The sequence below is a fragment of the Tsuneonella mangrovi genome, from assembly GCF_002269345.1.
Lineage (GTDB): Bacteria > Pseudomonadota > Alphaproteobacteria > Sphingomonadales > Sphingomonadaceae > Tsuneonella > Tsuneonella mangrovi.
Genome location: NZ_CP022889.1, coordinates 2,087,061 through 2,113,236 on the forward strand (window position 1 = coordinate 2,087,061; position 26,176 = coordinate 2,113,236).

25 protein-coding genes and 1 tRNA gene are annotated in these 26,176 nt (G+C 62.6%); 17 read left to right on the forward strand and 9 right to left on the reverse strand.

Features of this window, described 5'->3' with window-relative positions:
- Window positions 1-4: 4 nt before the first annotated feature.
- From rpsO to CJO11_RS10205, 3 genes are all read left to right on the forward strand, one after another.
- Window positions 5-274 carry a 30S ribosomal protein S15 gene (rpsO, locus tag CJO11_RS10195; protein ID WP_095012616.1) on the forward strand — a complete coding sequence of 90 codons (270 nt, stop codon included), beginning with the start codon at window positions 5-7 and terminating at the stop codon, window positions 272-274.
- 262 nt (window positions 275-536) lie between these two features.
- A complete protein-coding gene (gene pnp, locus CJO11_RS10200) occupies window positions 537-2,822 on the forward strand; it encodes a polyribonucleotide nucleotidyltransferase (RefSeq protein ID WP_095012617.1) in 2,286 nt (761 codons plus the stop codon).
- Between the two features lie 95 nt (window positions 2,823-2,917).
- Entirely contained in the window at window positions 2,918-3,598 is a 681-nt protein-coding gene (locus CJO11_RS10205) for a spermidine synthase family protein (protein WP_095012618.1), read from the forward strand.
- Here CJO11_RS10205 and CJO11_RS10210 read toward each other — a convergent pair.
- A complete protein-coding gene (locus CJO11_RS10210) occupies window positions 3,595-4,119 on the reverse strand; it encodes a DUF1993 domain-containing protein (RefSeq protein ID WP_095012619.1) in 525 nt (174 codons plus the stop codon). The genes CJO11_RS10205 and CJO11_RS10210 overlap by 4 nt on opposite strands.
- 148 nt (window positions 4,120-4,267) lie before the next feature.
- On the reverse strand, window positions 4,268-4,957 hold the full coding sequence (locus CJO11_RS10215; protein ID WP_095012620.1) for a GcrA family cell cycle regulator: 690 nt from the start codon (window positions 4,955-4,957) through the stop codon (window positions 4,268-4,270).
- A 74-nt stretch (window positions 4,958-5,031) separates the two neighbouring features.
- Between CJO11_RS10215 and CJO11_RS10220 the strand changes: the two genes are divergently transcribed.
- Window positions 5,032-5,922: an ABC transporter permease gene (locus CJO11_RS10220; RefSeq protein WP_095012621.1), complete on the forward strand. Its 891-nt coding sequence runs from the start codon at window positions 5,032-5,034 to the stop codon at window positions 5,920-5,922.
- Between the two features lie 21 nt (window positions 5,923-5,943).
- On the opposite strand, the gene hspQ is transcribed toward CJO11_RS10220, so the two are convergent.
- Window positions 5,944-6,324: a heat shock protein HspQ gene (gene hspQ / locus CJO11_RS10225; RefSeq protein WP_095012622.1), complete on the reverse strand. Its 381-nt coding sequence runs from the start codon at window positions 6,322-6,324 to the stop codon at window positions 5,944-5,946.
- Window positions 6,325-6,485: 161 nt separating this feature from the next.
- Here hspQ and CJO11_RS10230 point away from each other — a divergent pair.
- Window positions 6,486-6,575, forward strand: a tRNA-Ser gene (locus CJO11_RS10230).
- Between the two features lie 121 nt (window positions 6,576-6,696).
- A complete protein-coding gene (locus CJO11_RS10235) occupies window positions 6,697-7,506 on the forward strand; it encodes an SDR family NAD(P)-dependent oxidoreductase (protein ID WP_205651061.1) in 810 nt (269 codons plus the stop codon).
- Window positions 7,507-7,536: 30 nt separating this feature from the next.
- Here CJO11_RS10235 and CJO11_RS10240 read toward each other — a convergent pair whose 3' ends face one another.
- On the reverse strand, window positions 7,537-8,886 hold the full coding sequence (locus tag CJO11_RS10240) for an aromatic ring-hydroxylating oxygenase subunit alpha (protein ID WP_095012624.1): 1,350 nt from the start codon (window positions 8,884-8,886) through the stop codon (window positions 7,537-7,539).
- Window positions 8,887-9,125: 239 nt separating this feature from the next.
- Here CJO11_RS10240 and CJO11_RS10245 point away from each other — a divergent pair, with 239 nt between their 5' ends.
- The 3 genes from CJO11_RS10245 to CJO11_RS10255 are packed head-to-tail and all read left to right on the forward strand — an operon-like array spanning window position 9,126 to window position 12,526.
- On the forward strand, window positions 9,126-10,097 hold the full coding sequence (locus CJO11_RS10245; protein ID WP_095012625.1) for a thiamine pyrophosphate-dependent dehydrogenase E1 component subunit alpha: 972 nt from the start codon (window positions 9,126-9,128) through the stop codon (window positions 10,095-10,097).
- Window positions 10,098-10,113: 16 nt separating this feature from the next.
- Window positions 10,114-11,124, forward strand: a complete 1,011-nt coding sequence (locus tag CJO11_RS10250) for an alpha-ketoacid dehydrogenase subunit beta (RefSeq protein ID WP_095012626.1) — start codon at window positions 10,114-10,116, stop codon at window positions 11,122-11,124.
- Window positions 11,125-11,134: 10 nt separating this feature from the next.
- Complete coding sequence (locus tag CJO11_RS10255; RefSeq protein WP_095012627.1) at window positions 11,135-12,526, forward strand: 2-oxo acid dehydrogenase subunit E2; 1,392 nt, start codon at window positions 11,135-11,137, stop codon at window positions 12,524-12,526.
- Between the two features lie 125 nt (window positions 12,527-12,651).
- Here CJO11_RS10255 and CJO11_RS10260 read toward each other — a convergent pair whose 3' ends face one another.
- Window positions 12,652-15,225 (reverse strand): TonB-dependent receptor, encoded by a 2,574-nt coding sequence (locus tag CJO11_RS10260; protein ID WP_169829180.1) that lies wholly within the window; start codon window positions 15,223-15,225, stop codon window positions 12,652-12,654.
- Between the two features lie 167 nt (window positions 15,226-15,392).
- Window positions 15,393-16,697, reverse strand: coding sequence for an aromatic ring-hydroxylating oxygenase subunit alpha (locus CJO11_RS10265; RefSeq protein ID WP_240504441.1), 1,305 nt, complete (start codon window positions 16,695-16,697; stop codon window positions 15,393-15,395).
- A gap of 133 nt (window positions 16,698-16,830) precedes the next feature.
- On the opposite strand from CJO11_RS10265, the gene CJO11_RS10270 reads away from it, so the two are divergent.
- The 7 genes from CJO11_RS10270 to CJO11_RS10300 are packed head-to-tail and all read left to right on the forward strand — an operon-like array spanning window position 16,831 to window position 22,351.
- The gene (locus tag CJO11_RS10270; RefSeq protein WP_338064636.1) at window positions 16,831-17,613 is read left to right on the forward strand and encodes an SDR family oxidoreductase; all 783 of its coding nucleotides are present in this window, start codon (window positions 16,831-16,833) and stop codon (window positions 17,611-17,613) included.
- Entirely contained in the window at window positions 17,594-18,880 is a 1,287-nt protein-coding gene (locus tag CJO11_RS10275) for a spinster family MFS transporter (RefSeq protein ID WP_095012629.1), read from the forward strand. Before CJO11_RS10270 ends, CJO11_RS10275 begins: the two co-directional genes overlap by 20 nt.
- Window positions 18,881-18,940: 60 nt before the next feature.
- Window positions 18,941-19,711: an SDR family NAD(P)-dependent oxidoreductase gene (locus tag CJO11_RS10280; protein WP_095012630.1), complete on the forward strand. Its 771-nt coding sequence runs from the start codon at window positions 18,941-18,943 to the stop codon at window positions 19,709-19,711.
- Entirely contained in the window at window positions 19,708-20,727 is a 1,020-nt protein-coding gene (locus CJO11_RS10285; RefSeq protein WP_240504443.1) for a thiamine pyrophosphate-dependent dehydrogenase E1 component subunit alpha, read from the forward strand. The genes CJO11_RS10280 and CJO11_RS10285 overlap by 4 nt, the downstream gene beginning before the upstream one ends.
- Entirely contained in the window at window positions 20,727-21,713 is a 987-nt protein-coding gene (locus CJO11_RS10290) for an alpha-ketoacid dehydrogenase subunit beta (protein WP_095012631.1), read from the forward strand. Before CJO11_RS10285 ends, CJO11_RS10290 begins: the two co-directional genes overlap by 1 nt.
- A gap of 1 nt (window position 21,714) precedes the next feature.
- The gene (locus CJO11_RS10295) at window positions 21,715-21,951 is read left to right on the forward strand and encodes a biotin/lipoyl-containing protein (protein ID WP_095012632.1); all 237 of its coding nucleotides are present in this window, start codon (window positions 21,715-21,717) and stop codon (window positions 21,949-21,951) included.
- Window positions 21,952-21,955: 4 nt separating this feature from the next.
- Window positions 21,956-22,351 carry a nuclear transport factor 2 family protein gene (locus CJO11_RS10300; protein ID WP_095012633.1) on the forward strand — a complete coding sequence of 132 codons (396 nt, stop codon included), beginning with the start codon at window positions 21,956-21,958 and terminating at the stop codon, window positions 22,349-22,351.
- Window positions 22,352-22,354: 3 nt separating this feature from the next.
- Here the strand turns inward: CJO11_RS10300 and CJO11_RS10305 are convergent, their stop codons facing one another.
- Complete coding sequence (locus CJO11_RS10305; RefSeq protein ID WP_095012634.1) at window positions 22,355-23,272, reverse strand: SDR family oxidoreductase; 918 nt, start codon at window positions 23,270-23,272, stop codon at window positions 22,355-22,357.
- Between the two features lie 7 nt (window positions 23,273-23,279).
- Window positions 23,280-24,698, reverse strand: a complete 1,419-nt coding sequence (locus CJO11_RS10310) for an aromatic ring-hydroxylating oxygenase subunit alpha (protein WP_095012635.1) — start codon at window positions 24,696-24,698, stop codon at window positions 23,280-23,282.
- 102 nt (window positions 24,699-24,800) lie between these two features.
- On the opposite strand from CJO11_RS10310, the gene CJO11_RS10315 reads away from it, so the two are divergent.
- On the forward strand, window positions 24,801-25,340 hold the full coding sequence (locus tag CJO11_RS10315; protein WP_095012636.1) for a VOC family protein: 540 nt from the start codon (window positions 24,801-24,803) through the stop codon (window positions 25,338-25,340).
- A 9-nt stretch (window positions 25,341-25,349) separates the two neighbouring features.
- Here the strand turns inward: CJO11_RS10315 and CJO11_RS10320 are convergent, their stop codons facing one another.
- Window positions 25,350-26,159 (reverse strand): helix-turn-helix transcriptional regulator, encoded by an 810-nt coding sequence (locus tag CJO11_RS10320; protein WP_095012637.1) that lies wholly within the window; start codon window positions 26,157-26,159, stop codon window positions 25,350-25,352.
- Window positions 26,160-26,176: the final 17 nt, after the last annotated feature.

The window sequence follows — 26,176 nt, forward strand, 5'->3', positions numbered from 1 at the left end:
GAGAATGTCGGTTACCGCCGAAGCAAAGACGAAGATCATCAAGGACAACGCCCAGACCAAGGGCGATACCGGTTCGCCGGAAGTGCAGGTCGCTATCCTGACCGAGCGCATCCGCAACCTGACCGAACACTTCAAGGACCACCATAAGGACAATCACTCGCGTCGCGGACTTCTGATGATGGTCAACAAGCGCCGTAGCCTGCTCGCCTATCTCAAGAAGAAAGACGTCGAGCGGTACAACGCGCTGATCGCGAAGCTGGGTCTCCGCAAGTGACGTGATGCTTCGGCCCGCCATCGGCGGGCCGTTTAGCATCGCGACATCCCGGACTTGATCCGGGATCTCGTGCCGTTCGAGCCGAGATCGAAATCAAGCGATCCCAGCTTTCGCTGGGATGACGATTGAGAGTTTTGGCATCCTTCGCAATCCGGCGAGGGGGCCCGGGGTCAAGCAAGGCCCCTTACCGGACCGGGACGGCTTACCCGGAATATGAGAGGCCCCATGACGCAATGTGGCGCATGGGTCAGAAGGAAAATCAATGTTCGACACGAAAACTGTATCGCTGGAGTGGGGCGGAAAGACCCTCACTCTGGAAACGGGCCGTATTGCCCGCCAGGCCGATGGCGCGGTGCTCGCGACCTACGGCGAAACCGTAGTGCTGTGCGCCGTTACCGCCGCCAAGAGCGTCAAGGAAGGCCAGGACTTCTTCCCGCTCACCGTGCACTACCAGGAAAAATTCTCGTCGGCCGGGCGCATACCGGGCGGCTTCTTCAAGCGCGAACGTGGCGCGACCGAGAAGGAAACGCTCACAAGCCGCCTGATCGACCGCCCCGTGCGGCCGCTGTTCCCTGAAGGGTTCTACAACGAAATCAACGTGATCGCGCAGGTCTTCAGCTATGATGGGGAGACCGAGCCCGATATCGTGGCGATGATCGCCGCGTCGGCCGCGCTGACCATCTCGGGCGTTCCGTTCATGGGCCCGATCGGCGCGGCACGCGTCGGCTTCAAGGATGGCGAATACATCCTCAATCCGAAGCAGAACACTGCGCTGGCGGAAGACGGCAAGCTCGACCTCGTGGTCGCCGCGACGCAGGACGCGGTGATGATGGTCGAATCCGAGGCCAAGGAACTGACCGAGGAAGAGATGCTCGGTGCGGTGATGTTCGCGCATGACAGCATCAAGCCGGTTATCGGTGCGATCGTCGAGCTGGCCGAAAAGGCCGCGAAGGATCCGTGGGAAGTTGCCGCGCAAGACGGCAACGCCGACATGAAGGCCGCAATCAAGGCGATGATCGGTGACGATATCGCCAAGGCCTACAAGCTGACCGACAAGTCGGCTCGCTCGGACGCGCTCAACGCGGCGCGCGAGACGGTCAAGGCGCACTACGCGTCGGACGAGTTCGACGGCCAGCAGCGGATGACTGCGATCAAGCTGACCAAGAAGCTCGAAGCCGAAATCGTCCGTGGTGCCATCATCAAGGACGGCACCCGTATCGACGGTCGCAAACTCGATCAGGTCCGCCCGATCGAAGCGATGGTCGGCGTTCTGCCGCGCGCTCACGGTTCGTCGCTGTTCACCCGCGGCGAAACGCAGGCGCTTTGCTCGACCACTCTCGGCACCAAGGATGCCGAGCAGATGATCGACAGCCTCGAGGGGCTCAGCTACGAGCGCTTCATGCTGCACTACAACTTCCCGCCCTATTCGGTCGGTGAAGTGGGCCGCTTCGGTGCGCCGTCGCGTCGCGATGTCGGCCACGGCAAGCTCGCGTGGCGTGCGCTGCACAACGTGCTGCCGAGCCACGACGACTTCCCGTACACGATCCGCGTGCTGTCGGATATCACCGAGTCGAACGGCTCGAGCTCGATGGCGACCGTCTGCGGCGGCTGCCTTTCGATGATGGACGCAGGCGTTCCGATCGAGCGCCCGGTGTCGGGCATTGCGATGGGCCTGATCCTCGAAGGCAAGGACTTTGCGGTCCTCAGCGACATCCTGGGCGATGAAGATCACCTGGGCGACATGGACTTCAAGGTGGCAGGCACCGAAGCGGGCATCACCAGCCTGCAGATGGACATCAAGATCGCCGGCATCACCAAGGAGATCATGGAAAAGGCGCTCGATCAGGCCAAGGCCGGCCGTGCGCACATCCTCGGCGAAATGCACAAGGCACTGGGTTCGGCCCGTACCGAAGTCAGCAAGCACGCTCCGCGCATCGAGACGATCCAGATCGACAAGTCGAAGATCCGTGACGTCATCGGCACCGGCGGCAAGGTGATCCGCGAGATCGTCGCCGAGACCGGCGCCAAGGTCGACATCGACGACGAAGGCGTGATCAAGATCTCCTCGTCCGACCTCGACCAGATCGAAGCCGCCAAGAAGTGGATCCTCGGCATCGTCGAGGAACCCGAAATCGGCAAGATCTACAACGGCAAGGTCGTCAACATCGTCGACTTCGGTGCGTTCGTGAACTTCATGGGTGGCAAGGACGGCCTCGTCCACGTTTCCGAAATGAAGAACGAGCGCGTCGAGAAGCCGACCGACGTCGTGTCGGAAGGCCAGGAAGTGAAGGTCAAGGTCCTCGAGATCGACAATCGCGGCAAGGTCCGCCTGTCGATGCGCGTGGTCGACCAGGAAACCGGCGAAGAGCTGGAAGACACCCGTCCGCCGCGCGAACCGCGCGGTGACCGTGGCCCGCGCGGCGGCGGCGACCGTCGCGGCGGTCGTGGTGGCGATCGTGATCGCGGTCCGCGCCGCGATCGTGGCGGGCGCGACGGCGGCAACGACGGGGGCGGTGAAGCCCACGTGCCGGACTTCCTGAAGGACTGATCCTTCGAGCCAATCACGAATGGGGCCGTGGAGAGCGATCTCTGCGGCCCCTTTCCTTTTGACGGGTCGCTCCCCGGCGTTCACAGGAGCGCGCGATGATACCCCGCGAACACATTGCCACCGCTCGGATCCCCGGCGGAGACACGCTCGAGCTGGTGCGCCACGGGCGCGACTATGTCGTGATGCTCGGCCGCAACGAACTGATGGGCACGCGAATGCAGTTCAGCGAAGAGCAGCTGGCTCAGTTGACGCTCGAACGGCTCGCGACCGACGCGCCGCGCGTGTTGATCGGCGGCTATGGTCTCGGCTTTACGCTGCGCGCCGCGCTGCGATTGATGGGGCCGGATGGCTCGGTCATCGTGGCGGAGGTCGTGCCCGAGATCCTCGATTGGGCGCGCGGGCCAATGGCCGGGCTGACCGGCGACAGCCTCTCCGACCCCCGCGCACGGATCGAGCTGTGCGACGTCGCGGCGTTGATCGACGACGCGATGGACGGCACCTCGCCGCCGTATGACGCGATCCTGCTCGACGTCGACAACGGGCCCGACGGGATCGTGCGCGACGGTAACGAGCGGCTCTATACCCGAACAGGGATCGGCCGCGCGCGCGACGCGCTGGCGCCGGGAGGGGTGCTGGCGGTGTGGTCCGCTGCGCCCGACCCGAAATTCGCGCGCCGGCTGAAGGATGCCGGGTTCGATGTCGAGGAGAGGACCGTGCGTGCGCGGCCCAACAACAAGGGGCCGCGCCACACGATCTGGTTTGCGCGGCGGCGCTAGGCCAGGATGCGCGCGCGACCCATGAAGTCGCGCTTGCCAAGCGGCACGCCCTTCATGCGCAGGATGTCGTAGAACGTCGTCGCGTGGAAATAGAGGTTGGGCTGGGAGAAGCTCATCAGGAAATTCTGCCCCGTGAATTCCATCAGCCGCTTGCCGCCCAGGACGAACGCGACAGTCTTGTCTGCAACCGCTTCGAGTTCTTCGGGCGTGACGTTGGCAAGGGCATCGAGGGTCGTAGCCACTTCCTCGCGCATCGCGTCCCAGCTGTCTGCGATCTTGGTGAAGTCGGGAGAGAACTCGCCGGTCGGCAGCAGGCTGATGACGTAGGCCGAATGCACCCAGCAGCTGCGGATGTGCCACGGCAGGTTCCACATATCGTCGATCAGCCGCAGCCCGAGCATTTCCTCTTCGGTGATCCCGTGCTCATTGGCGTAGGCCTCGCCCTTGTCGATCATGCCGGGCAACGCGCCGACGGCTTGCTGGCAGTTGGGAACGAAGGCTTCGTAAAGCGAGAGTGCCATGAGATGATCCCTTGTAGTGGTCTGTCAGTCGACTGCTATCGCAGTGCGTTGCATACTGCAACTTAAGTATCGTCGCTGTAGCAAAGAAGAAGGCCGCACCCTCGATCAGGGGCGGCCCTCTGCAAATAGCCGGAATGCGTCCCGATCGTCAGCGGACTCGCGGGCCGCCGAACGGCAAAGGCGGCGGGGGGCGGCGGGCACCGCGCGGCAGCTGTGCCTGGTAGGCCCGGCCGCAGTGTTCGACGCAATAAGGGAAGCCCGGGTTTACCGCTTCGCCGCAGAAGTGGAAGTCCGGCTCGCCCGGATGCCCCATCGGCCAGCGGCACACCCGGTCGTTGAGGTCGAGCAGGCTGGTCTTGTCGGCGATTTCGGGGCTCGGCTTGGCGGGCACCAAGCGGCGCGGCGGCGCGGGCGGAATCGGTGCCTGCTGGTCGCCGGGGCCCTGGCGCAGGAACCCGCCGGGGCCGACCGAGACGATCTTTGGCAGCTCGGGCGTCGGGTTGGGGAGCGGCTGCGACGGCGTGGCGCTGGCAGCCGACGGAGCCGGGCTCGCCGCTTTTTCCGAAGCCGTGCGTGGAGCAGCCGGCCTGGCGGGCGGAGGCGACGCCTTCTTGGTTGCTGGAGCCTTTGCAGCAGGCGCGGCCTTGGCTTTCTTCTTCTTCGGCTTCTCCTCGTGCGCCTTGACGGGAGAAGGGCGCGACTTGAGGCCAAGGCGGTGGGCCTTGCCGATCACCGCGTTGCGGCTCACACCGCCCAGTTCGTCGGCGATCTGGCTCGCGGTCGATCCGCTTTCCCACATCTTCTTCAGCGTCGCGATACGTTCGTCGGTCCAGCTCATCGGGTGCAATCAATTCCTGTTCGTCGGGCTTGCGCGCTTGCCAGCCGGAAAGCTTGGCCCTAGTCGCAAGGCATATGGCCGATCAAGCCCGTAGTCTCGAATCCGATCCAGCAGTCCCTCTCGATTCCGGCATCGGGCCGGGGTCGCATTTTTCGCCGCGCGGGAAGCCGGTAATTAACGGGATCAACGGGATCGGCCTGTGGAGCCTCTATATTAAGGAGGTTCGCCGGTTTCTCAAGGTGCAGACCCAGACAGTGTGGGCCCCGGCGGTCACTACGCTGCTGTTCCTGGTGATCTTCACCGTGGCGATGGGCCGTTCCGACCGGATGATCCTCGGCGTCCATTTCGCCACCTTCGTCGCCCCTGGCCTGATCGTGATGGGGATGATGCAGAACGCGTTTGCCAACTCGAGCTTCAGCCTGCTGGCAGGCAAGATCCAGGGCACGATCATCGACCTGCTGATGCCGCCGCTGTCGTATGGTGAGCTGATGGCGGGGATCGTCGCTGCGGCAGTTACCCGTTCGATCATGGTCGGCGGGGCGCTGGGGCTGGCGATGGAGTTCTACCCGGGGGTCGACCTTTCGATGGCGCATCCTTGGGCGGTGGTGTGGTTCGGGCTGATGGGCGCGATCATGCTTTCGCTGTTCGGCCTCGTCACTTCGATCTGGGCGGAAAAGTTCGATCACGCAGCAGCGGTGACCAACTTCGTAATTGCTCCGCTCAGCCTGCTCTCAGGCACGTTCTACGTGATCAGCAACCTCGCCCCGCACTTCCAGGCGATCAGCCGGATGAACCCGTTCTTCTACGTGATCTCTGGCTTCCGGTTCGGGTTCCTCGGCCAGAGCGACATCGGCAACACCAACATGGCGGTGGTGCATTCGGCGATCGGGATGGGGGTGCTCAACGTGGTGATCGCGCTGATCGTTTATGCGGTGCTGCGGTCGGGCTGGAAGCTCAAGAGCTAGGCGAGCCACACAGGCGCGGCCTTAGTGGGTCAGCCCGCGCCGCATCCGATAGCGACCGCCGGCAAAATCCTCGAATAGTTCGTGGACCTGCGGGTGGTCGACTGGCCCGCCCTCGGCATCGCTCAACAGGTTCTGCTGGCTGACGTAGGCGACGTAGGACGAATCCTCGTTCTCCGCGAGCAGGTGGTAGTACGGCTGGTCGCGCCGCGGCCGCATCGCTTCGGGGATCGATTGGTACCATTCCTCGGAATTGGCGAACACCGGGTCGATATCGAACACCACCCCGCGGAAATCGAACATCTTATGGCGCACGACTTCGCCGATCGCGAAGCGTGCACGCACGTGGCGCGGCATTTCGATCGTGCGACCGGCCTGGGGGGAAAAGAACTGAGAGCGATCCATCTACCATATGAATATAGGCTGCGGTTTCGGGCAGGCAAGACTTGGCCGATCGGCGGTCCCCGGCAATCGCGCGCAAGGGGACTTGGCAAGAGCGCGGCGCTCGGCTAGGCGGCGCCTTCGCTTCGGCCGGGCCCGCGCGCCCAACCACCGGCATTTAACGCGGAGAGGTGGCAGAGAGGTCGAATGCGCCGCACTCGAAATGCGGTATACGGGCAACCGTATCGTGGGTTCGAATCCCACCCTCTCCGCCAGCCGGTTCCCCCAATGCCAGCCACACCTGATGCTGGTGCCGATCCTCGCGAGTTCGCGAGGCCGGCCGCATTGCATGCCTAGCGGTTCAATCAGTGTTGTTCCGTTCGCGCAGCCCCCAAAATGAGGCCATCGACGATCAATCAGGCAGAGTTGCGAATGGGCATTCTCGACACGTTCCGTCTCGACGGCGAAGTTGCAGTGGTTACCGGAGCCGGCAAGGGAATCGGGCGAGCCATCGCGCTGGGTCTTGCGGAGGCCGGCGCCGACGTAGCGATCGCGTCGCGCACGCAGGCCGACCTCGACGCCGTCGCGAAGGAGATCGAGGTGCGCGGTCGGCGTGCGCTGCCGCTGGCCACCGATGCCACCTCGATGGAAGCGCTCGAGGCTCTCGCGGAGAAAACCGTCGGCCAATTCGGCAAGCTGACGATCTGGGTCAACAACGCTGGCGGTATCCCCGACGCTACGCCGCGTTATCTCACGCGCACACCGGAGGAGAATTTCGATGCGCAGATCGCGCTGAACCTCAAGGCGGTGTGGATGGGATCGACAGTGGCGGCGCGCCGGATGGCGAACGGGGGTGGCGCCATCGTCAACATTTCATCGCGGTCGTCGTTCGGCCCCCAGGTCAAGAATGGTCCGTATGGCGCAGCGAAGGCCGCGGTAAACAGCCTGACCCAGACGCTGGCGGTCGAAGTCGCCCCGGGCGTGAGAGTGAACGCGGTCGCTCCCGGGCCGATCCCGACCGAGAACTTCGATGACTGCATGGGCACCGACACTGAGGAAAAACGCGAGAACCTGCGCAAGATGATAAGGATCCCGCTCGGCAGATACGGCAAGCCCGAAGATATCGCTGCGGCAGTGGTCTACATGGCCTCGCCCGCAGCGAGCTGGGTCACCGGCCAGTGCCTGTTCGTGACCGGTGGACTGTGAAGGTGGCGGTGCGCACGGCCTCCTAACCCATTAGTCGGCCATCCATTTTTCGAGATTTTCGTGGAAATAGCGCACGCGGCGCTCCTGCCACGCAAGATAGTCTCGCTTGTATCCGCGCGAATGGAGACCGCGTTGCTGATGCTCCCAGACGGCAACGTCCTGGTCGATTCCCGGCCCGGTCGATACCTCCCCGAACTTCCCCTTCTCGTAGGGTGCGGGCACCGACACATCGACCCATTCCGACATGCTGTAGGAGTAGTAGCGATCGGTCCCTTCGGGAAACAGCGTCAGGTACCACATGTCGAAATAGCACTTCTCCGGATCGCTTTCGTGCGGGCGCGCGCGCAGCCAGATGTTGCCGTCGGGCTTGAGGCTGAACGACAGGTTCGGGAAGATCGTGTAATGCCAGTGATCGGTGAGCTGCTCGTCGGTGTAGGTCGAGAAATCGTATCCCTTTTCAGCACCCTTCTCGCGCTTGACCCGCTGCAGCACCGCCCGGATATCGCCGGTCTTGCCGCCGCGAAACTGGTCCGGGTCGATGTCCCAGAACTTCAGTTCCTCGGCCATCATCTGGAGCGTTTCGTTTTCTCCCCCGCGCAGCATCTTTGTCGGTCCCGCGCCGGGCATGAACATCCGTGCGTGACCTTCGGGATAGAGATCGAACTGGCAATGGTGATGCGAGTATTCCATCACGAACTTGGTTTGCGGATGCACGAACGGGACGTGGTAGCTCTCGTTGAAATTGTCCTGCACCAGCTTCCAGTTGAAGTTGCCTTCGATCGTTACCCAATGCGTGCGCACCATGCGTTCCATCGGGTAGGTGTCGATCTGGTCGGCAATCGGACCGAGAAACTGGCGCAGCGGCGGCGCATCTTCATCCATGTTGATCCACACAAAGCCCGCCCAGACTTCGCATTTGACGGGAACGAGGTTGAGCTTTCCGCACGGTGAGCCCTGGATGAAATCCGCCTCGTCGGGCACGGTCTTCAGAGTGCCGGCGAGCTCGTAGGCCCAACCGTGATAGGGGCAGGTCAGCCTGCGCGATCCGGCGTTGCCTGCCACTCCCGTGACAAGCGGCATCCCGCGGTGCTGGCAGACATTGTAGAACGCACGGATCTTGCCATCGTCACCGCGAATGCAGACGATCGATTCGGTTCGGAATTCGGCGGTGAGCCAGTCTCCTGTTTCTCGAAGCTGCGCGGTCACCCCTGCGATCTGCCAGGTCTTGGTCCAGACCTTGTCCCATTCGCGGTCCGCCCATGCTTTCGAAAAATAGCGTTCGGGGGTGATCGGGGTGTGCCGGAATTCCGGATCCTTGAGCTTGGACATGTCGGCAAGACCGGTCGCCTTGTGCGCGATCTCTTCGGCTGGAGTGCCCATGATGTTCCTCGCCAATGCAGCTTTTCACGAACTTTGACAGAAGCGCGGGGGAAATGCTCTTCCCTAAAATGTCGATACGAAGGGCCGGACCGTTCGCCGGGGCGACCCGCGAACCTAGCACTTTGGCGAATGGCCACGCTTCGGTACGAAACCCTAGAGGCTTGCATAGTCGCGCGTGCACTGTTCCCGGCGCAAATGCGGCTGCACGATCCGCGGGAACACGATCGAGAGAGGACCGGATGCAACTAAGTCGCGAAGCACTCTTGCAGGCATATCGCCGCATGAAAATCATTCGGGAGTTCGAGGAGCGGCTGCACAACGAGATCGCGACCGGCGAAATCGCCGGCTTCACCCACCTTTACGGCGGGCAGGAAGCGGTGGCAGTCGGCGTGTGCGAACATCTCGATAATGACGACAAGATCGTCTCGACCCACCGCGGTCACGGGCATTGCCTGGCCAAGGGTTGCGAGGTCGAAGGGATGATGAAGGAAATCTGGGGCAGCAGCGAAGGCCTGTGCAAAGGCAAGGGCGGCTCGATGCATATCGCTGACGTCGACCAGGGAATGCTGGGGGCGAACGGTATCGTCGGCGCGGGTGCCCCGATTGCAGTTGGCGCGGCGCTGGCCGCCAAGCTCGATGGCAAGGGCAAGGTGGCGATCACCTTCTCGGGCGACGGCGCTTGCAACCAGGGCACCACGTTCGAAGCGATGAACCTCGCGGTCGTGACCAAGGCCCCATGCATTTTCCTGTTCGAGAACAACCACTATTCCGAACACACCGGATTCCGCTACGCGGTCGGCACCAAGGACGATATCGCCAGCCGCGCCGAAGCGTTCGGGATGAAAGTCTGGCGCGGCGATGGGACCGACTTCTTCGATGTGTTCGACACGATGCGCGAAGTGCTCGACTACGTCCGCGCCGGAAACGGTCCAGCAGCCGTCGAGTTCGATACCGAGCGGTTCTTCGGTCACTTCGAAGGCGACCCGCAGCGCTATCGCGGCAAGGGCGAGCTCGAGCGCATCCGCAAGGAGCGCGACTGCCTGACGAAATTCCGCGAAAGCGTGACCGGAGCTTCACTGCTCGAGGCATCCGAGCTCGATGCTATCGACCAGGAAGTGCTCGACCAGATCGATAACTCCGTCGATGCAGCCCGCAGCGCTGCCCGACCAACCGCCGATGACGTCACGACCGACGTCTACGTGGCCTATTGAGCGGGAGGAGCACGCTGTGACCAAGATGATGTATCGCGACGCGATCCGTTCGACGATCTTCGAAGCGATGGAACAGGACGACAGCGTCGTCGTCCTCGGTGAAGACGTGGTCGGCGGGATGGGCACCGATGGCGGTCCGGAAGCGATCGGCGGGATCTGGTCGACCTCGACCGGCTTCTACGATGCGTTCGGGGCCGACCGGGTGATCGACACGCCGATTTCGGAAAGCGCGATCGTCGGTGCGGCCGGCGGGTTGGCGCTGGCCGGCAAGCGTCCGGTGGCCGAGCTGATGTTCGCCGACTTCATCGGCGTGAGCCTTGACCAGATCTGGAACCAGATCGCCAAGTTCCGCTATATGTTCGGCGGCAAAAGCACCTGTCCGGCGATCATCCGCATGGCTTACGGTGCAGGCTTCAACGCCGGGGCGCAGCACAGCCAGTCGGTCCATCATATCCTCGCGTCGATGCCGGGCCTCAAGGTCGTGATGCCGGCCACCCCGGCAGACGCGCGCGGCTTGCTGCGCGAAGCCTTGCGGGGCCAGGACCCGGTCATCTTCATGGAGCACAAGATGCTCTATGGCATGGAAGGCGAAGTTCCCGACGGCGACTACACCGTGCCGTTCGGCCACGCACGGCTCGCCCGTGCGGGCGATGACGTGACGCTGGTCGCGACGGGCCTGATGGTCAGCCGCTGCGAACAGGTGGCCGACAAGCTCGCCGAAGAAGGAATAGGGTGCGACGTGCTCGACCTGCGCACGGTCAGCCCGATGGACGAGGAAGCAATCCTCGATTCGGTCGAGCAGACCGGCCGCCTGGTCGTGGTCGACGAAGCGCCCCCGCGCTGCAACCTGGCGACGGACGTCTCCGCGATCGTGGCGCAAAAGGCGTTCGCGTCTTTGAAAGCACCGATCGAGATGGTCAGCGCCCCGCATTCGCCGGTTCCGTTCGCGCTCGAACTCGAACAGGCATACCTGCCGTCGGTCGATCGGATCGAACAGGCGGTCCGCAAGGTCACCGGGTGGCAGTGAGGCAAGCGCTATGAGCAAGCTACGCCCGCTATGCATGCCCAAATGGGGCATCGAGATGACCGAAGGCACCGTGGCCGAATGGATGGTGTCCGACGGCCAACAGGTCGCCAAGGGTGACGTCCTGTGCCTCATCGAAACCAACAAGATCACCAACGAAGTCGAGGCCGAGCGCGACGGTTTCGTGCTCCGCATCGTCGAGCCTGCGGGTGAAGATGCGCGCCCTGTCGGGACGCTGCTGGCAGTGATCGGCGACACTGCTGCGGAGGAGGACGAAGTGTCCTCGTTCATCGCGGGATTTGTTCCCTCGGAGAGCTCGGGAGCCAAGGCCGCTTCGTCCGGCAAGAGTGCCAAGACGAAAGCGCCCGCCAAGGTGCCGACGAACCTGGCCATCAGCCCGAAGGCGCTCGAACTCGCGACGGCGCATGAAGTCGATCTATCGACTGTCGAAGGCAGCGGGCGGGCAGGCCGGATTACGTTCCAGGACGTGCATCGCCAGGTGAACCTGCCAGCCGCACCCCAGTTCAAGGGCCCGGCAGATCTTCCAGCGGAGGACTACGTGATTTTCGCAACCCCTCTCGCCCGTCGAATTGCGCACGCCCACGGGGTCGATCTTGCCGCCGTCGCCGGAACCGGTTCGCGCGGACGGATTTCCAAGAGCGACGTGCTCGCCAGTTTGTCCAAGACTCCGAGTGCTGGATCGCCGTTCGAAGTGGTCGGCAACCGCCCGCAGGTCGAGCCGTTCGACAAGATTCGCAAGGTTGTCGCGCGTCGCCTGACCGAAGCGAAGCGCGACATTCCTCACTTCTACCTGCGCATCTCGGTGCGGGCGGACGCACTGCTGGCCTTCCGCAAGACGGCCAACCTCGTGCTGTCCAGCAAAGCCAGCGTGAACGATTACATCGTCTTCGCAGCCGGCAAGGCCTTGGCCCGCCACCCGGAGGTCAACGTGCAGGTGCACGGCGAAGAGATTCACCGCTTCCCGCACGCCGACATCGCGGTCGCGGTCGCTTCCGATAAAGGACTGGTCACGCCGATCGTGCGCCAGGTCGATCGGATGCGCATCGACCAGCTGGCCGATGCCAGCGCGGCCTTGATCGACAAGGCGCGCCAGGGCCGCCTGTCCTACGAAGACCTCGATGGGGGGACCTTCACAGTTTCCAATCTCGGGATGTACGGGATCGAGGCGTTCGACGCGGTGATCAATCCGCCGCAGGGCGCTATCCTGGCGGTCGGCGCAGCCACCGAAGTTCCGTGCAGGCGAGATGACGGGTCGGTCGGCTTCGAACAATGCATCGCGCTGACGCTGTCGGTCGATCATCGGGCAATCGACGGTGCCCAGGCCGCGCAGTTCCTTGCGACGCTCAAGGGTTATCTCGAAGCTCCGGACACCCTCTTCGCCTGACAATCGATAGCTGCGGGTCGACCGCAAAGCACCAACTTCTCGAATGTTCAGACAACTGCGCCCGCGACTTTCGTCGCGGGCGCCGGTCTTGTCCGTCGGCAGGGAGAGGCCTGCCGGGGACTAGATCAGTATTTGAACGATGCCTGCAGGAATACCTGGCGGCCCCGGTTTTCGCTGAGGATCACGTCGTCGCCAGGCGGGATCCCGAACGGGTTGGCGCCTGGCAGGAACGGCCGCCCGCCTGAGGAGAGCACATAGAGCTTGTTGGCGATATTGTTGCCGATCAGCGCCAGTTTCCACCGGCCGTCCGGCGAACCGACTGAAACGGTTGCGTCGAACGTTGCGAAGCTGTCCTGCTTGTAATCGGTGAGCGATTGCTGGGCAGTGAAATAGCTTCCGCTGTAGGTCACGTTGCCGCTCAGGCCGAACTCGACGGTATCGGTTATCGGAGTGCGATAATCGAACGCAATGTTCCCGGAGAAGGTCGGTGCCCGCGCTGCGTGACGGCCGTTCAGGTCCTGACCTGTATCGGTGATGAAGGTCTTCGAGAACTTCGCATCGAGCAGCGAGAGGTTGCCATTCAGGTTGAAGCCATCGAGCGGGGTAATCCAGCTCCAGGAGACGTCGATGCCCTTGGTGGTCAGTTCGCCGGCGTTGAGGGTGGCATACTGGATCGCGACGGGATCGAAGTTCTGCACCTGCAGATTCTTGAACACGTAGTAGTAGGCAGTGCCATTCAACGTAACCCTGCGGTCGTCCAACTGAGACTTGAAACCGACTTCTCCGCCGATCGCCCGTTCCGACTGGAACTTGAGACCGTCGGCGACGGCCGCGGCCACAACCGGGTCGGGGCTTCCGAGCCCGGTGAGGGACGAGGTCGGCAAGGCCGAGTTGTCGATACCGCCAGACTTGAAGCCCGACTTGAACGAAGCAAACACGTTGAGATCCGGGGTGAACTCATACTTCAAGGTCACTTCCGGCGACCAATTGCTGTCCGAGAAGTTGATCGGCGGCGAATGGTATCCCGTCGATACGAACAGTGGGTTGGCAGCGAGAATCGCACTCATATAAGGAACGGAGATCCGGCTGACCTTCGTTTCCTTCGTGTAGCGAACACCGCCGGACAACTCGAGCTGGGAAGTGAGATCGAGCTTGGCGCTGCCGAACACCGCCCAGGCTTCGCCCTTGGTGATCTGGTCCTTGCGGTAGTCGTACGTGTAGCCCGTGACCGGATCGGGGGTGATGAGCCCGATATTCACGGCGTTCTGGGCGGTGCTCAGACCGTTCTTGCGCCATTCATAGAACGCACCGAGCATGAAATTGAACATGCCCGAATAGTCGCTCGCAAGCCGCAATTCCTGAGTGTATTGTTTGAGCCAGTTGCGCGGATCGCTCGAACCCACACCCATCGGGACGCCCGGGCCGTTGACTGCGGCCAGGGCCGGCGCGATGGCGGAAAGCGGAATGCCCAGTGGAGTATAAGCCGGCCCGACGCCGCCGTAGCTATAGTTGTCGACATCGATCGCGTTGAGGTCGACGATGCCCGTGGTCGAAGTGATCGACAGGTGGTCGGTCACGTCCATGTTCATCAGCAAGCGTCCGAACCACAGGTCGGTCTGGCCGAACGGAACCCCGTTATAACCACGAGCGATCGAAGGCTTCGGAACCGAACCGGCCAGCGGAGGCGCGGTATCCGGAAGGAAGAATTTTCCATCGAACGCGTTACAGTTGTAACCTGCGGGAATGACGACAGAGAATGGCACACCCCCGCCACCGAGCAAGACGATCGGGTCAGCGATGCCGTTCTTGCCGCAATAGAGATCAGACCGGGCGATAGCGCCGTCGTTCTCGTTGCGCAGATACTGGACCTTCAGGTTGGCATGGAAGCCCGCGACCGGCTTCCAGTCGAATGTCAACCTGCCGATGAAGTTCCGCAACCCGCGGTTCTTGTTGACCGCCGGAGTGTCGGCCTGGAGCGGTACATACTCCTTCACGTCATTGTAATAGGCGGCGGCACGAATTCCCAACGTGTCAGTTAGGGGCCCGGAAATATATCCCTGCCCAGTCCATCCCTTTTCCTGGAATTCGTATGATGCGGTGCCACCTACCTCCCAGTCGGGGGTCGGATCGGCGGTGCGCACGGAAAAGACGCCGGCGGTTGCGCTCTTGCCGAAGTAAAGCGACTGGGGGCCCTTCAGGACGTCGACTTGCTTGACGTCGAAAAACGCGGCCTGGACCATGCGCATCGTGCTGATCTGTACGCCGTCATAATCGAACGCGACCGCCGAATCGAATGCGGCGGAAATGTTCGAAGAGCCAATGCCGCGAAGCGAAATCTGCCCGCCCGAACCCGAGCCGCCGACCTGCACATTGAGGGTCGGCACGCGGTCCGAGACGTTCTGGACGTCGGTCATCGCGTAGTTCTTGAGTGTGCCCCCACCGATGGTGGCAATGGTGACAGGCGTATCCTGCAGCGTCTCGGCCTGCTTGCGCGCCATCACGATAATTTCGTTGCCGTTCGCGATCGGTTGATTGGCGTTTTGCTTGTCAGTGCCGGATTTGGTCTGCGACGTGTCGGACGACGCATCCTGCGCATGCGCAGACTGGGCCGCGGCAACCATTGCCAGCCCACCGGCCGAACAGAGCAGAATGCGGTAAAGGGTCCTCGACTTGCCGACGCCAGTCAGAATCTCACTCATTGTCATCCTCCCAGACTGGTCGCAGCGACCACTCGGTCGTGCGCCGTGCGAGACGTCTTTATGCGCCCGCTTGCTAGTCTGGGTCTTACGCAGCTATCGGGCTAACGACATTTAGCAAAAGCGATAGTCGGTTAGCGGGCTGTAGTTAGCCCACTGATATATAGACGTTATTCAGCTGCGACTGAAGCCTCGGTACGCATCTGTTCGATACGCGGATCGTTCGGCCAAACCCAATCGCTGTCGATCACTTGCTCCACCGCGAGCCCTTCGGGAATGTTGTCTTCGCCCACCAACCGGTCGCAGTGTTGGTGGAAGGCATAGATCCGTGCTTCCTGGTAGCTGAGCGGGACGCTGCGAAAGCCCTGGCTCTCCATCGACTTCTGGATCGCTTCGCCGAACTGCGTGTCTTCCAGGATGATCTTGCACATCTTGCGACCGTTGGCGCTGGCCGGGTCGGGTTCGGTCCACAGGTCCGGGACCGGGCCATCGCCCCAATCGGGGGCCATAGTGATCAGTTCGAGCCGCGTCGTCCCAATGCCAGTTGGCCAGAACAGCAGCGGCGGGATGAAAAAGTCCGACAGCGGGGAGACCCAGTTCGGGAACACCGAATAGCTTTGCGTAGCAGTCCGCCCGAGCTCGCCGACCGTGTCGATCCGTTGCCATTCGGGCGGCATGGAGTTGGCCCGGTCGGCCTGGCGATCGGCGGTCTCGGGTGCCGGAGCGAGCATCCGCGAGTGGCCGTTGGGATAGAAGTGGTTCACATTGCGTTTGGCATCGACGATCGGCGCTACGGTTTCGGGATGGATGAAGGGCACATGGTAAACCTCCATGTTGGCCTCCATCGCCACCTTCCAGTTGCAATTCAGATCGAAGCTGTAACGGGCAGCGAGCCGAACGTTCTCGAACTGGAACTCGGCCCATTCGTCGGCCAGCGGGCCAAGCCACTCGCGAAGCGGCAATGCATCGTCGTCGAAATTGACGAAGACGAGCTTGCCGAACATCTCGCAGCGAACCGGGATCAGCCCGCGGCATGTCAGGTCGAGATCGGCGAAGTCCTGGCGTTCGGGAACCCCGACCAGCGAGCCGTCGGTCTTGTAGGTCCAGTGGTGGTAGGCGCAAATCAGTCGAGGTGATTTGCCGCGATCTTCGGTGACGACCGGCGCGCCGCGGTGGCGGCAGGTGTTGTAGAACGCCCGGACCTCGCCATCCATGCCATGCACGATGACGATCGGGTCCCCGGCATTGTGCCAGCGCATGAAGCTGCCCGGATCGGGAATCTCGTCGAGGTGTGCAGCGAACAGCCAGCTCTTGCGAAAGACGTGTTCCTGCTCGAGCGCATAAAGCTCTTCATTGGTGTAGCGATCGGCTGGCAAGTCCGGCAGCTTGGGAAATCCCGCAGGCGGCGCGGTGCGCCGCGCTTCCCATTCCATCAACGCCTTGAGCGTGGCGATCTCTTCGGGCGGCATGGTCATGAGCAGGAAGTTACTCCGCCAAGCCGTGCCCTGGAACTGCCATTAGTCGCAGTACGCGGTCCTCGCGCTTTTGACGGTATGGCAGGTTCGCTCCGCGGGCTAGTCAGGTTGGAGAACACCTGAAGGAGAGCGGATGATGGCAGGACGTGTCGCAGGCAAGGTAGCGATGGTGACAGGCGGTGCGATGGGCCTCGGAAAGGCCGATTGCGAGCGTCTTGCCGAAGAGGGCGCGAAGATCGTCGTGACCGATATTGACTCTGAGAAAGGTGAGGCCGTCGCAAAGGCGCTGGGTGGCCATTTTTTCGAGCACGACGTCCGCGACGAAGCGCGCTGGAAAGCGATCCTGGCCGAAGTCGAGAAGCTCCACGGCGGGCTCGACATCCTCGTCAATAACGCTGGCAATGTCATCTTCGAGCCGATCGAACAGTGTTCGCTCGATCACTTCCGCCTGCACCTCGATATCCACGTAGTCGGCACGTTCCTGGGGTGCAAATATGCCATCCCGCTCATGACTGGTCGGGCCGAGAAGATCGGAGGAGGGGGTTCGTCGATCGTCAACATGGCCTCCACCGCCGCGCTGATGGGCTATCCGGTGATCCCGGCCTACACCGCCGCGAAGGGCGCAATCGCTTCGATGACCCGTTCGATCGCCATGCACTGCCAGGACGAAAGCTTCGGCATCCGCTGCAACGCGCTTGCGCCCGGCGGGATCGAGACTCCGATGGTGCAAGCGGTTTCGGGCCGGCAAGGGGAAGCGCCGATGGCCATCCCCGACGGCCCGTTGCCAGCTGATGCACTCGGAGCGCCGCGCGATGTCGCGAACTGCGTGCTGTTCCTCGCGTCCGACGAAGCCCGGTTCCTCAACGGCCTGGTAATACCGGTCGACAACGGCCTCGATGCCCGCCCGCATCACTGATCGGGCAGGCGGTACCGGCCGCTACCGGTACTACGTCCTCGGCCTGTTGATGCTGACCTCGCTGCTCAGCGTCGCCGACCGGTTGGTGTTCTCGATCCTGATCGAGGACATCAAAGCGACTTTCCATTTCAGCGATACCGAACTGGGCCTGCTGGGAGGAATTGCCTTTACCGCGACCTATGTCCTCGCCGGCTTTCCTGCCGCGCGTCTTGCCGATCGCTCGGTGCGCAAGTCGATCATTGCAGGAGCGATATTCGTGTGGAGCGGGATGACCGCGCTGTGCGGGATAGCGATCGGGTTCTGGACGTTGTTCTTCGCGCGGACCGGTGTCGGCGTCGGCGAAGGGTGCAGCGGCCCGGCATCGCAGTCGCTCCTCGCCGACTATTTCCGCAAGGAGGAACTTGCCCGCGCGATGGGCTTCCTGACTATCGGCGCGACGACCGGGACAGTTACCGGGTTGATGGCGGGCGGCCTGATGGCGCAGTACTTCGGATGGCGTGTGGCGTTCATGGCGATGGCCGTGCCGGGCGTGCTGCTTTCGGCGCTGCTCTATTTCACCGTGCTCGAGCCGCCACGCGGGCGATACGCTGCCGCCGGGGCGCAAGTCGTGCAGCAACCGCTTGGCGAAACATTTCTGGCGCTGGTCCGGAACAAGGTTTTCATGGGCTACGCGGCCGGCTTCGCGATCCAGATCATGATCGGATACGCGATGGCGTTCTGGATGGCGCCAGTGATGCTTCGCAGCTTCTCGGTCTCGGTCGGCGATGTCGCGTTCTACCTCGGGCTCGCCTACCTTGCCGGCGGCATTCCGGGCCCGATCATGGGGGGCTACATGACCGACTGGTTGACCCGCCATGACGAGCGCTGGCGGGCGTGGCTGCCCGGCATCGTCAGCCTGCTGGCGATCGTGCCGCTGTGGCTCAGCCTCGTTGCTGGCGAGTTCTGGTGGTTCCTCGGATTGTTCGCGCTATCCTATGGCATATTCGTATCGAGCCAAGCGCCGATCCTGTCGGGGATCCAGGCGGCGGTGGAGCCGGGCCAGCGCGGGTTCTCGGTTGCAATCGCGCTGTTCTTCAACAACCTGGTCGGCCAGGCGTTCGGCCTCGGCGTGATCGGCTGGCTGAGCGATCGGCTGGCAGCTGTCCATGGGACCGCCTCCCTCGGGATGGCGGTGCTGGCGGTGGCGCTCGGCGCGGCAGTCGTGGCCATGGCGATCTTCGCGTGGACCGCGCACCAAATCAAAGCTGCTGCCATTTTTGCTGATTAACGCTCCACGGCCCTTGGTCTAACCCGAAGACAGGAAACCAACACGACGAGGAGCGAGCGGATGGACTTGGGACTGAAGGGCAAGAAGGTCATCATGAACGGCGGTGCCCACGGCCTCGGCCTTGCATCGCTCAAGCATTTTGCCGCCGAAGGCGCGGATGTCGCTTTTTTCAGCCGCAAGCAGGACAAGATCGATGCGGCCAAGGCGGCGATCGCCGAAGCGAGCGGGGGTAGCGGCAAGGTTTTTGCCGAGACCTTCGACATGGTCGGCAACCTCGATGGCTACCGCGCATGGTTGGCCAAGGCTGCCGACGAACTGGGCGGGTGCGACATCTTCATCCACATGGCGAGTTCCTCCGGTACCGGCGGGACGGGCGACTGGCAGCAGGGCCTCGACATCGACATCATGGGCGCAGTGATCGGGGTCGAGGTGCTCACTCCGCATCTCGAAGCATCTGGCAGCGGCTCGATCGTGTTCATGTCCTCGACCGCAGCGCTCGAGACGTTCGTTGCGCCGCAGGCGTTCAACGCACTCAAGGCGGCGCTGATCACCCATGCCTCGCAGCTCAGCCAGGCACTCGCGCCCAAGGGTATCCGCGTGAACACCGTGTCGCCCGGTGCGATCCATTATTCCGACGGCAACTGGGAAACGATCAAGCAGCACATGCCTGCGCTCTACGAAGCCACCCTTGCGAAGATGCCGATGGGCCGCTTCGGCGAACCGGACGAAGTCGGCAAGGCGGTGGTGTTCGTTGCGAGCCCGGCGTGCCCGTATATGACCGGCGCCAACGTCGTGATCGATGGCGGCTTTACCCAACGAGTGCAATTTTGAGTCCCGCTTCGGCCGCCGACGCGCGGCTGCGCGAGCCGGTCCCGACAGACGCGATCGACCGCGCGACGCTGCGCGACATCTTCTCGCGCACGATGAAGGTCAACCGCACCGACGAGAAGTTTCGCTCGCTGCTCATCCAGGGAAAGGTCGCGGTGATGTACTATTGCGTCCGCGGGCAGGAACTGGTCTCCGCGGCAGCGATGGCGAACCTGACCGACGACGACTATGTCGTTTGCACCTATCGCGGGCAGGGAGAGCAAACCGCCAAGGGCATCCCGCCCGAACTATGGTGGGCCGAATGCCTCGGCAAGGCCACCGGCACCTGCAAGGGCAAGGGCGGGACGATGCACATCACCTATCCTGCCAAGGGAATCATGGTCACGACGGGGGTCGTCGGCTCTGGTCTGCCGATTGCCAATGGGCTGGCGATGGCGAGCCAGAACAACGGCGACGGGCGGGTGACGCTGGTCAGCTTCGGTGACGGTGCGGCGAATATCGGAGGCTTCCACGAAGCATTGAACATGGCGCAGCTCTACCAGTTGCCGGTTGTATTCCTTTGCCAGAACAACCGCTATGGCGAGCATACAGCGTTCGCCGACCATACCGACAGCACATGCATTGCCGACCGCGCAGCCGGATACGGGATGCGCTCGATGCACGTTGACGGCAACGATGTGCACCAGGTTTACAATGCCGTGAAACACGCGGTCGACCTTGCACGCCAGGGCAAAGGGCCGACGCTGGTCGAAGCGATGTGCTATCGCATGATGGGGCATTTCTTCGGGGCCGATTTCTCCTACATGCCGCCCGAGCACATCGCGGAGATGAAGGCAGAAGACCCGCTACCCAAGCTGCGCAAGGTGATGCTTGACCACCAGTTCACCAAAGAGGAACTCGATGGCATCGTGAGCGAGATTGATGTCGAGATCGATGCGGCGGTCGAAAAGGCGCTTGCAGCCGACCCTCCCGATGCCAGTGAACTGGCGATCGACGTGCTCGAAAGCGAGGCCGGCTGATGGGCCAGATCACCATGACACAGGCGCTCAACCAGGCGCTCGACGAAGCGATGGCCGAAGACGAAGGCGTGTTCTGCCTCGGCGAAGATGTCGGCGCGAAGCAGGGTGGCGGGGTGTTCAAGGTCACTAGCGGGCTGACCGAGAAATACGGCGAACACCGCGTCCGTGCGACACCGATTTCCGAGACCGCGATAATCGGTGCGGCGGTGGGTGCGGCATTGGCCGGCCAGCGCCCGGTCGCAGAGATCATGCTGATGAATTTCGTCGGCGTGTGCATGGACCAGATCGTCAACCATGCCGCCAAGCTTCGCTTCATGTCGGGTGGGCAGACCAGCGTCCCGCTGGTGATCCGCACGACCACAGGCGTTGGCGTGGGGTTCGGCGGGCAGCATTCCGATATGCTGGAAGCGTGGTTCGCGCACGTTGCCGGGATCCGCGTAGTGACCCCGTCCAACGCGGCCGATGCCAAGGGCCTGCTGCGCTCGGCGATCGACAGCAACGACCCGGTGCTCTTCATCGAGAATATCCTGTGTTACGGCTTGACCTCGGAAGACCCGGGCAAGGGATACCGCGTCCCGCTCGGCAAGGCAGCGATTGCTCGCGAAGGATCGGACGTTTCGCTGATCACTTACGGCCGGACGGTGCTGGATGCACTGGCCGTCGCCGAAGATCTGGCTGCAGAAGGCATCTCGGTCGAAGTCGTCGACCTCAGGACGATCGCGCCGTACGACGAGGAGACCGTGCTGGCATCGGTTCGCAAGACGGGCCGGGCGATCACCCTGCACGAAGCGGTCCGGCCATACGGTACCGGCGCGGAAATGGCCGCGACGATCCACGAGAAGCTGTGGGGCGAGCTCAAGGCTCCGGTTCTGCGGATCGGCGGGACCTTCTCGCCCGTGCCGTTCGCAACCGTGCTCGAACAGGCGTGGATTCCGACCAAGGAAGAGATCGTCGCCGCGATCCGCCAGAGCGTCGGGAAGGTCTGAGATGGCAGCCGAGATTCGCGTCCCCAAGCTGGGCATGAGCGCCACAGAGATTACGATTGCCGAATGGATGCACGGCGATGGCGAAAGGGTCGAACGCGGCGAAGTTATCTACCTGGCGGAAACCGACAAGACGACGACCGAAATCGAGGCCCAGGCATCGGGCATCATCCGGCAAACGGGCGTGGAAGGCACCGCTTATCCGGTCGGCGCGCTGATCGGCACCATCGAAGAGGATTGAGCACGTGTCCGATGAGCCCAAACCTGCCGAATTGCTCGCTGAAATCTATGCCATGGCGGGGGCGCAGGATTGGGGCGGGGTGGCGCAACGCTGCACTCCCGATTTCACGGTCTATGAAGCAGATTGCCTGCCGTTCGGTGGCGAATGGACCGGGTCCGATGCCCTGCAACGCGTAGCGGCGGCAATGTATGGGACGTGGCAGGAAGCGTCGGTCGACATTCACGAGATCGTCGGGGGCGATGAGTGGGCGGTGGTCGTGCTGACCCTTACGATGACCTCTAAACGTACCGGCAAGACCTTTTCGCAAACGGTCAACGAAGCGGGACGGTTCGAGAATGGCCTGCTCAAGGAACTGCGCATCCACTATTTCGATGCCGCAGAGGTTGCCGCCGAGGCGTGACCGTCAGGTCGGCTGGGTCCAGTCCCAGCGCCTGAGCCAATCGCGCATCGGGGTCGGTTCGACATCCAGCAGTTTGCGGGTCTCCGCCGGGTCGACGATCAGCGGGCTTTCCGGCTGCTCGTTGTAGAAGCGGTAGAACTTGGCCATCCCGTCATAGATGCTGTGCGGCTCGACTTCGCGCGAGCCGGTCACCAGCTCGCTCATCCTCGCGGCGAACTCGTCGGGCGTGATCGATACGAACTTGATCGGCTTGCCGGTTGCTTCGCTCAATCGCTCTGCCACTTCGTCGCCAACGAGTGCTTCAGGTCCGCCTACCGGCACGTGCTTGCCGTCCGCTGCATCAGTACCGAGTGCAGCGACCATGTAGGCCGCGACATCATCGAGGCAGACCCAGCTGATCTTGAGGTCAGGCGCGGCTGAATAGGCGAATATCCCGCGGTTGACGATCGACGGCTTGCTCCACACGCGGATCATGTTGTTCATGAACACCACCGGCTCGATAAAGACGCAGGTGATGCCGGTTTCTTCCAGCGATCGTTCGATGTCGCGCCGCCCGTCGTGCGCACTGAGGTCGAGATCGCGGTCTGCGACGAAGCAGCTGGTGTTGAACACGATCTTCTTGAGGCCGGTGGCCTTTGCGGCTTGCGCGATGTTCCGGCCGAACGACGCGGCGACCTCACGGTCGAACTCGAACGGCAAGTGCATCGCCAGCGCGTCCTGCCCTGCAAATGCCGCCTCCAGCGATGCGGCATCGGTGATATCGGCCATCTTCCACGGCAGGTCGGGAAATGGGCTGTCGGCAAGCGCATCGGCGCGGCGAACACCGGCGGTTACCTGGTAGCCGGCATCGAGCAGGCGGGTCACCAGCGGGATACCCTGGTCCGCCGGAGCGCCCAGCACAAAGACGTTCTCGATGGTCATGTTGCCCTCAGCCCGGCAGTTCGCCGTTGATGTACTTCATCAGCGTGTTCTGGAAATGCCGCACCCGGCTGTCCTGGTAGGCGCCGAGTTCCATCACTCCGTTGGCAGAGGCCTTCATGCCCGTCTGGACGTGCGGAAGGTTGGCCATGTCCTGATCGAACACGTTGGCGAGCGCTTCGCCCATTACATCGTTTGCCCAGGCGAACGGCTCGTCGTCCGGGATCACCAGCTTTTCGACCGCGCGCGGACGCTTTTCGCCCTTGGGCTTGGGCATCAGCACCCGGATTTCCATTGTGCACCAGTCGGGCGTGTCGCCCGGCAGCCAGCGATAGAGCAGGGTCGGGATGTAGCCGATCCACGGCGAGAAATTGGGAAAGATGTTGTAGGTGAAGTTGTCGAGCATCTCGGCATCGGACTTGTCGGAATAATCGTAGCCGTACTGCTTCTTGAACCCTTCGCGGTTGGCTTCCGCCAGCATCTTGCGCGCGTGGAACGGATCGTCGGTATCGGCATCGGCATCGCTCTTCCCGGCGCTGAACCGCCGGTTGGTCTGCGAATCGCTACCGCCCGAAAACTCGTTCATCTTGTCGAGGATGTACTGCTGGTCCTTGCCGGTGATGTGCGGCGAAAGGACGCCCGACGGAGTGATCGCCCGGTTGAAGAAGTCGCCGTAGAGATCGTAGCGGGAATTCGCATCGCCGAGGAACGGCAGCAGTTGCGGGTGCGTGGTCACCGAATGCCATGCTTCCATGAAGGCTTCGGCGGTCGCCTTCCAGTTGGCCGGGATACGCTTCGAAACCCACATTGCGGTGAAGCGATCTTCCATGTCGTAGCGTTCGTACTGCTTCAGGACCGGTCCGACCCAATCGACGAATTCGGGGATCGAGTCGTTCTCCGTGATCATCACGAAGCCCTGCCAGATGTTCACGCGAACCTCGGGCAGGCTCATGTCCTTGCCTTCAAGGTGCTTGAAATCCCAAGCGCAGGGGATTTCCTTCAGGCTGCCGTCGTTGGCCCAGGTGAAACCGTGAAAGGCGCAGCGCAACTGGGTCGACTTGCCCGATTTGGTCCGCAGCTTGCGTCCGCGATGGAGGCAGACGTTGTAGAACGCGCGCACGCTGCCATCGCGCTGGCGGATCAGCAGGAACGATTTGTCGTTGATCTCGAATACGACTGTGTCGCCGGGTTCCGGCATTTCGTCTTCGCGCGCGGCGAACAGCCAGACGTTGGGCCACATCTTCTCGCGTTCGAGCTTGGCAAACTCTTCGCTGATGTACGGCGCGATCGGCAAAGGGTCGTTCGAGAGCGGGATCGAGGATTCTTCGAACAGGTAATCCGGCACGTGGCGGGTGTCCGCTTCAAGCATTTCGGTATAGCTGGTGCCGGGGCAGCGATCATCGCGATCGATCTTGGTCGTTTCGTTCATCGGAGGCCGTCTCTACTCACACTTTGCACAGTATCGTCGTGCAGGATGATTGCACATCGTAGCACCGAGGTATCCTAGCGTAACTGTGAGGTAGCGGACGAAATGACACAGCCAATCGGCGGGATCACCCGGCTCGGCCCGGTCATGCAGCTGGCTTTCGTGCCGAGCGATTTCGATGCAGCGATCGACCACTGGACCAAAGCGATGGGCGTAGGCCCCTTCTTCATGATGGAAAATATCGCTCTGGAAGACATGCGATACCGCGGCGAACCGACCGACGCGGTTTTCAGCCTTGCGCTGGCCTATTGGGGTGATGTCCAGATCGAACTGATCCGGCCGGAAAACGACGCTCCGTCGATCTACTCCGGTGAATACGGGGTGCGTGACCGACTGCACCACACCTGCTTGCTGCTGGACGACATCGCCGACGCCTATGCCGCCTGCAAGGAATACGGCGCCGAAGTGCTGGTCGAAGCAAAAGTAGGCGACAGCGGGGCGGTGATCTACGCCGATCCGGGCGGCGGGCCGGGCCATCTCGTGGAAATGCTCCAGACCCAGCCAGGCACGCACGAACTATTCGCGATGATCAAGCAGGCCGGGATCGGCTGGGACGGGAGCGACCCGGTCCGCAAGTTAGGCTGAACTGCAGGCCTATTCGCTGGCGCCGAGATAGCCGAGCTGACCGGCCTTGAAGATTGCCTGCGCCCGGTTGACCGCGTCGAGCTTCTCGCCTGCCCGATGGATATGATAGCGGATCGTCGCATGGCTGCGGCCGAGGATCATGCTGATTTCCATGTCCGTCTTGCCGATCGCCGCCCAGCGCAGGCATTCGACTTCGCGTTTCGACAGCACGCAGTTGGTCGGGATCCACCGCTTGGTTCGCATCGCCTGGACATATCCGGCCATGAACCGCTTCATAACCACCCCGAGCAACGCTCCGTGTTCGGCAAATTCCCGGGACAGGTCCGTCTTCTTGGTATCGATGGGGACGAAGCTGTTGGCTGAAATCTGTCCGAAAGGCAGGTGTACCGGGATCACGATTGCAGCCTCGCAAAGCGCGCGCTTGGAAAAATCGTGCACGTCGAGTTCTTCGAGATACGGATTGCGCCACATCCCGAAAAAGCCTTCTGCGTTGGCCCAGAACGGCTCGCTCTCGTAGCGGCAGGCACGCGGCAGCGGCGAATGGAGCGCCAGGCGATGGTCTTCCCACCAGCGCTTGCCGTCTTCGACCCAGCCGAAGATGTCGGCATTGAGGATCGTGCCGTCGGCATCGATCATCGGTTCCTTTGAGGAGATATCGTCGCAGGTGCAAACCCGCAGGCCGCGTTCCTCGCCAATGTCGCGCAGGGCCACCGCTGCATCGTGGATGTCTTCAACGCAGCGCACCGTTACCGCTTCCAGCAGCTCGCCAATCGGCTCCCGGCCGCGCGGTTGGCGCAGTTCTACGACATCAGCTCCCATAGAGGGAGTGTCTGCCT

Coding starts and splice junctions, on each gene's coding strand:
- CJO11_RS10290 (WP_095012631.1), top strand. CDS start 20,727: ATGGGCCAGATCACCATGACACAGGCGCTCAACCAGGCGCTCGACGAA.
- CJO11_RS10220 (WP_095012621.1), top strand. CDS start 5,032: ATGGCCGATCAAGCCCGTAGTCTCGAATCCGATCCAGCAGTCCCTCTC.
- hspQ (WP_095012622.1), bottom strand. CDS start 6,324: ATGGATCGCTCTCAGTTCTTTTCCCCCCAGGCCGGTCGCACGATCGAA.
- pnp (WP_095012617.1), top strand. CDS start 537: ATGTTCGACACGAAAACTGTATCGCTGGAGTGGGGCGGAAAGACCCTC.
- CJO11_RS10305 (WP_095012634.1), bottom strand. CDS start 23,272: ATGACCATCGAGAACGTCTTTGTGCTGGGCGCTCCGGCGGACCAGGGT.
- rpsO (WP_095012616.1), top strand. CDS start 5: ATGTCGGTTACCGCCGAAGCAAAGACGAAGATCATCAAGGACAACGCC.
- CJO11_RS10265 (WP_240504441.1), bottom strand. CDS start 16,697: ATGACCATGCCGCCCGAAGAGATCGCCACGCTCAAGGCGTTGATGGAA.
- CJO11_RS10210 (WP_095012619.1), bottom strand. CDS start 4,119: ATGGCACTCTCGCTTTACGAAGCCTTCGTTCCCAACTGCCAGCAAGCC.
- CJO11_RS10260 (WP_169829180.1), bottom strand. CDS start 15,225: ATGAGTGAGATTCTGACTGGCGTCGGCAAGTCGAGGACCCTTTACCGC.
- CJO11_RS10275 (WP_095012629.1), top strand. CDS start 17,594: ATGCCCGCCCGCATCACTGATCGGGCAGGCGGTACCGGCCGCTACCGG.
- CJO11_RS10205 (WP_095012618.1), top strand. CDS start 2,918: ATGATACCCCGCGAACACATTGCCACCGCTCGGATCCCCGGCGGAGAC.
- CJO11_RS10255 (WP_095012627.1), top strand. CDS start 11,135: ATGAGCAAGCTACGCCCGCTATGCATGCCCAAATGGGGCATCGAGATG.
- CJO11_RS10270 (WP_338064636.1), top strand. CDS start 16,831: ATGATGGCAGGACGTGTCGCAGGCAAGGTAGCGATGGTGACAGGCGGT.
- CJO11_RS10245 (WP_095012625.1), top strand. CDS start 9,126: ATGCAACTAAGTCGCGAAGCACTCTTGCAGGCATATCGCCGCATGAAA.
- CJO11_RS10235 (WP_205651061.1), top strand. CDS start 6,697: ATGAGGCCATCGACGATCAATCAGGCAGAGTTGCGAATGGGCATTCTC.
- CJO11_RS10280 (WP_095012630.1), top strand. CDS start 18,941: ATGGACTTGGGACTGAAGGGCAAGAAGGTCATCATGAACGGCGGTGCC.
- CJO11_RS10310 (WP_095012635.1), bottom strand. CDS start 24,698: ATGAACGAAACGACCAAGATCGATCGCGATGATCGCTGCCCCGGCACC.
- CJO11_RS10215 (WP_095012620.1), bottom strand. CDS start 4,957: ATGAGCTGGACCGACGAACGTATCGCGACGCTGAAGAAGATGTGGGAA.
- CJO11_RS10295 (WP_095012632.1), top strand. CDS start 21,715: ATGGCAGCCGAGATTCGCGTCCCCAAGCTGGGCATGAGCGCCACAGAG.
- CJO11_RS10240 (WP_095012624.1), bottom strand. CDS start 8,886: ATGGGCACTCCAGCCGAAGAGATCGCGCACAAGGCGACCGGTCTTGCC.
- CJO11_RS10315 (WP_095012636.1), top strand. CDS start 24,801: ATGACACAGCCAATCGGCGGGATCACCCGGCTCGGCCCGGTCATGCAG.
- CJO11_RS10320 (WP_095012637.1), bottom strand. CDS start 26,159: ATGGGAGCTGATGTCGTAGAACTGCGCCAACCGCGCGGCCGGGAGCCG.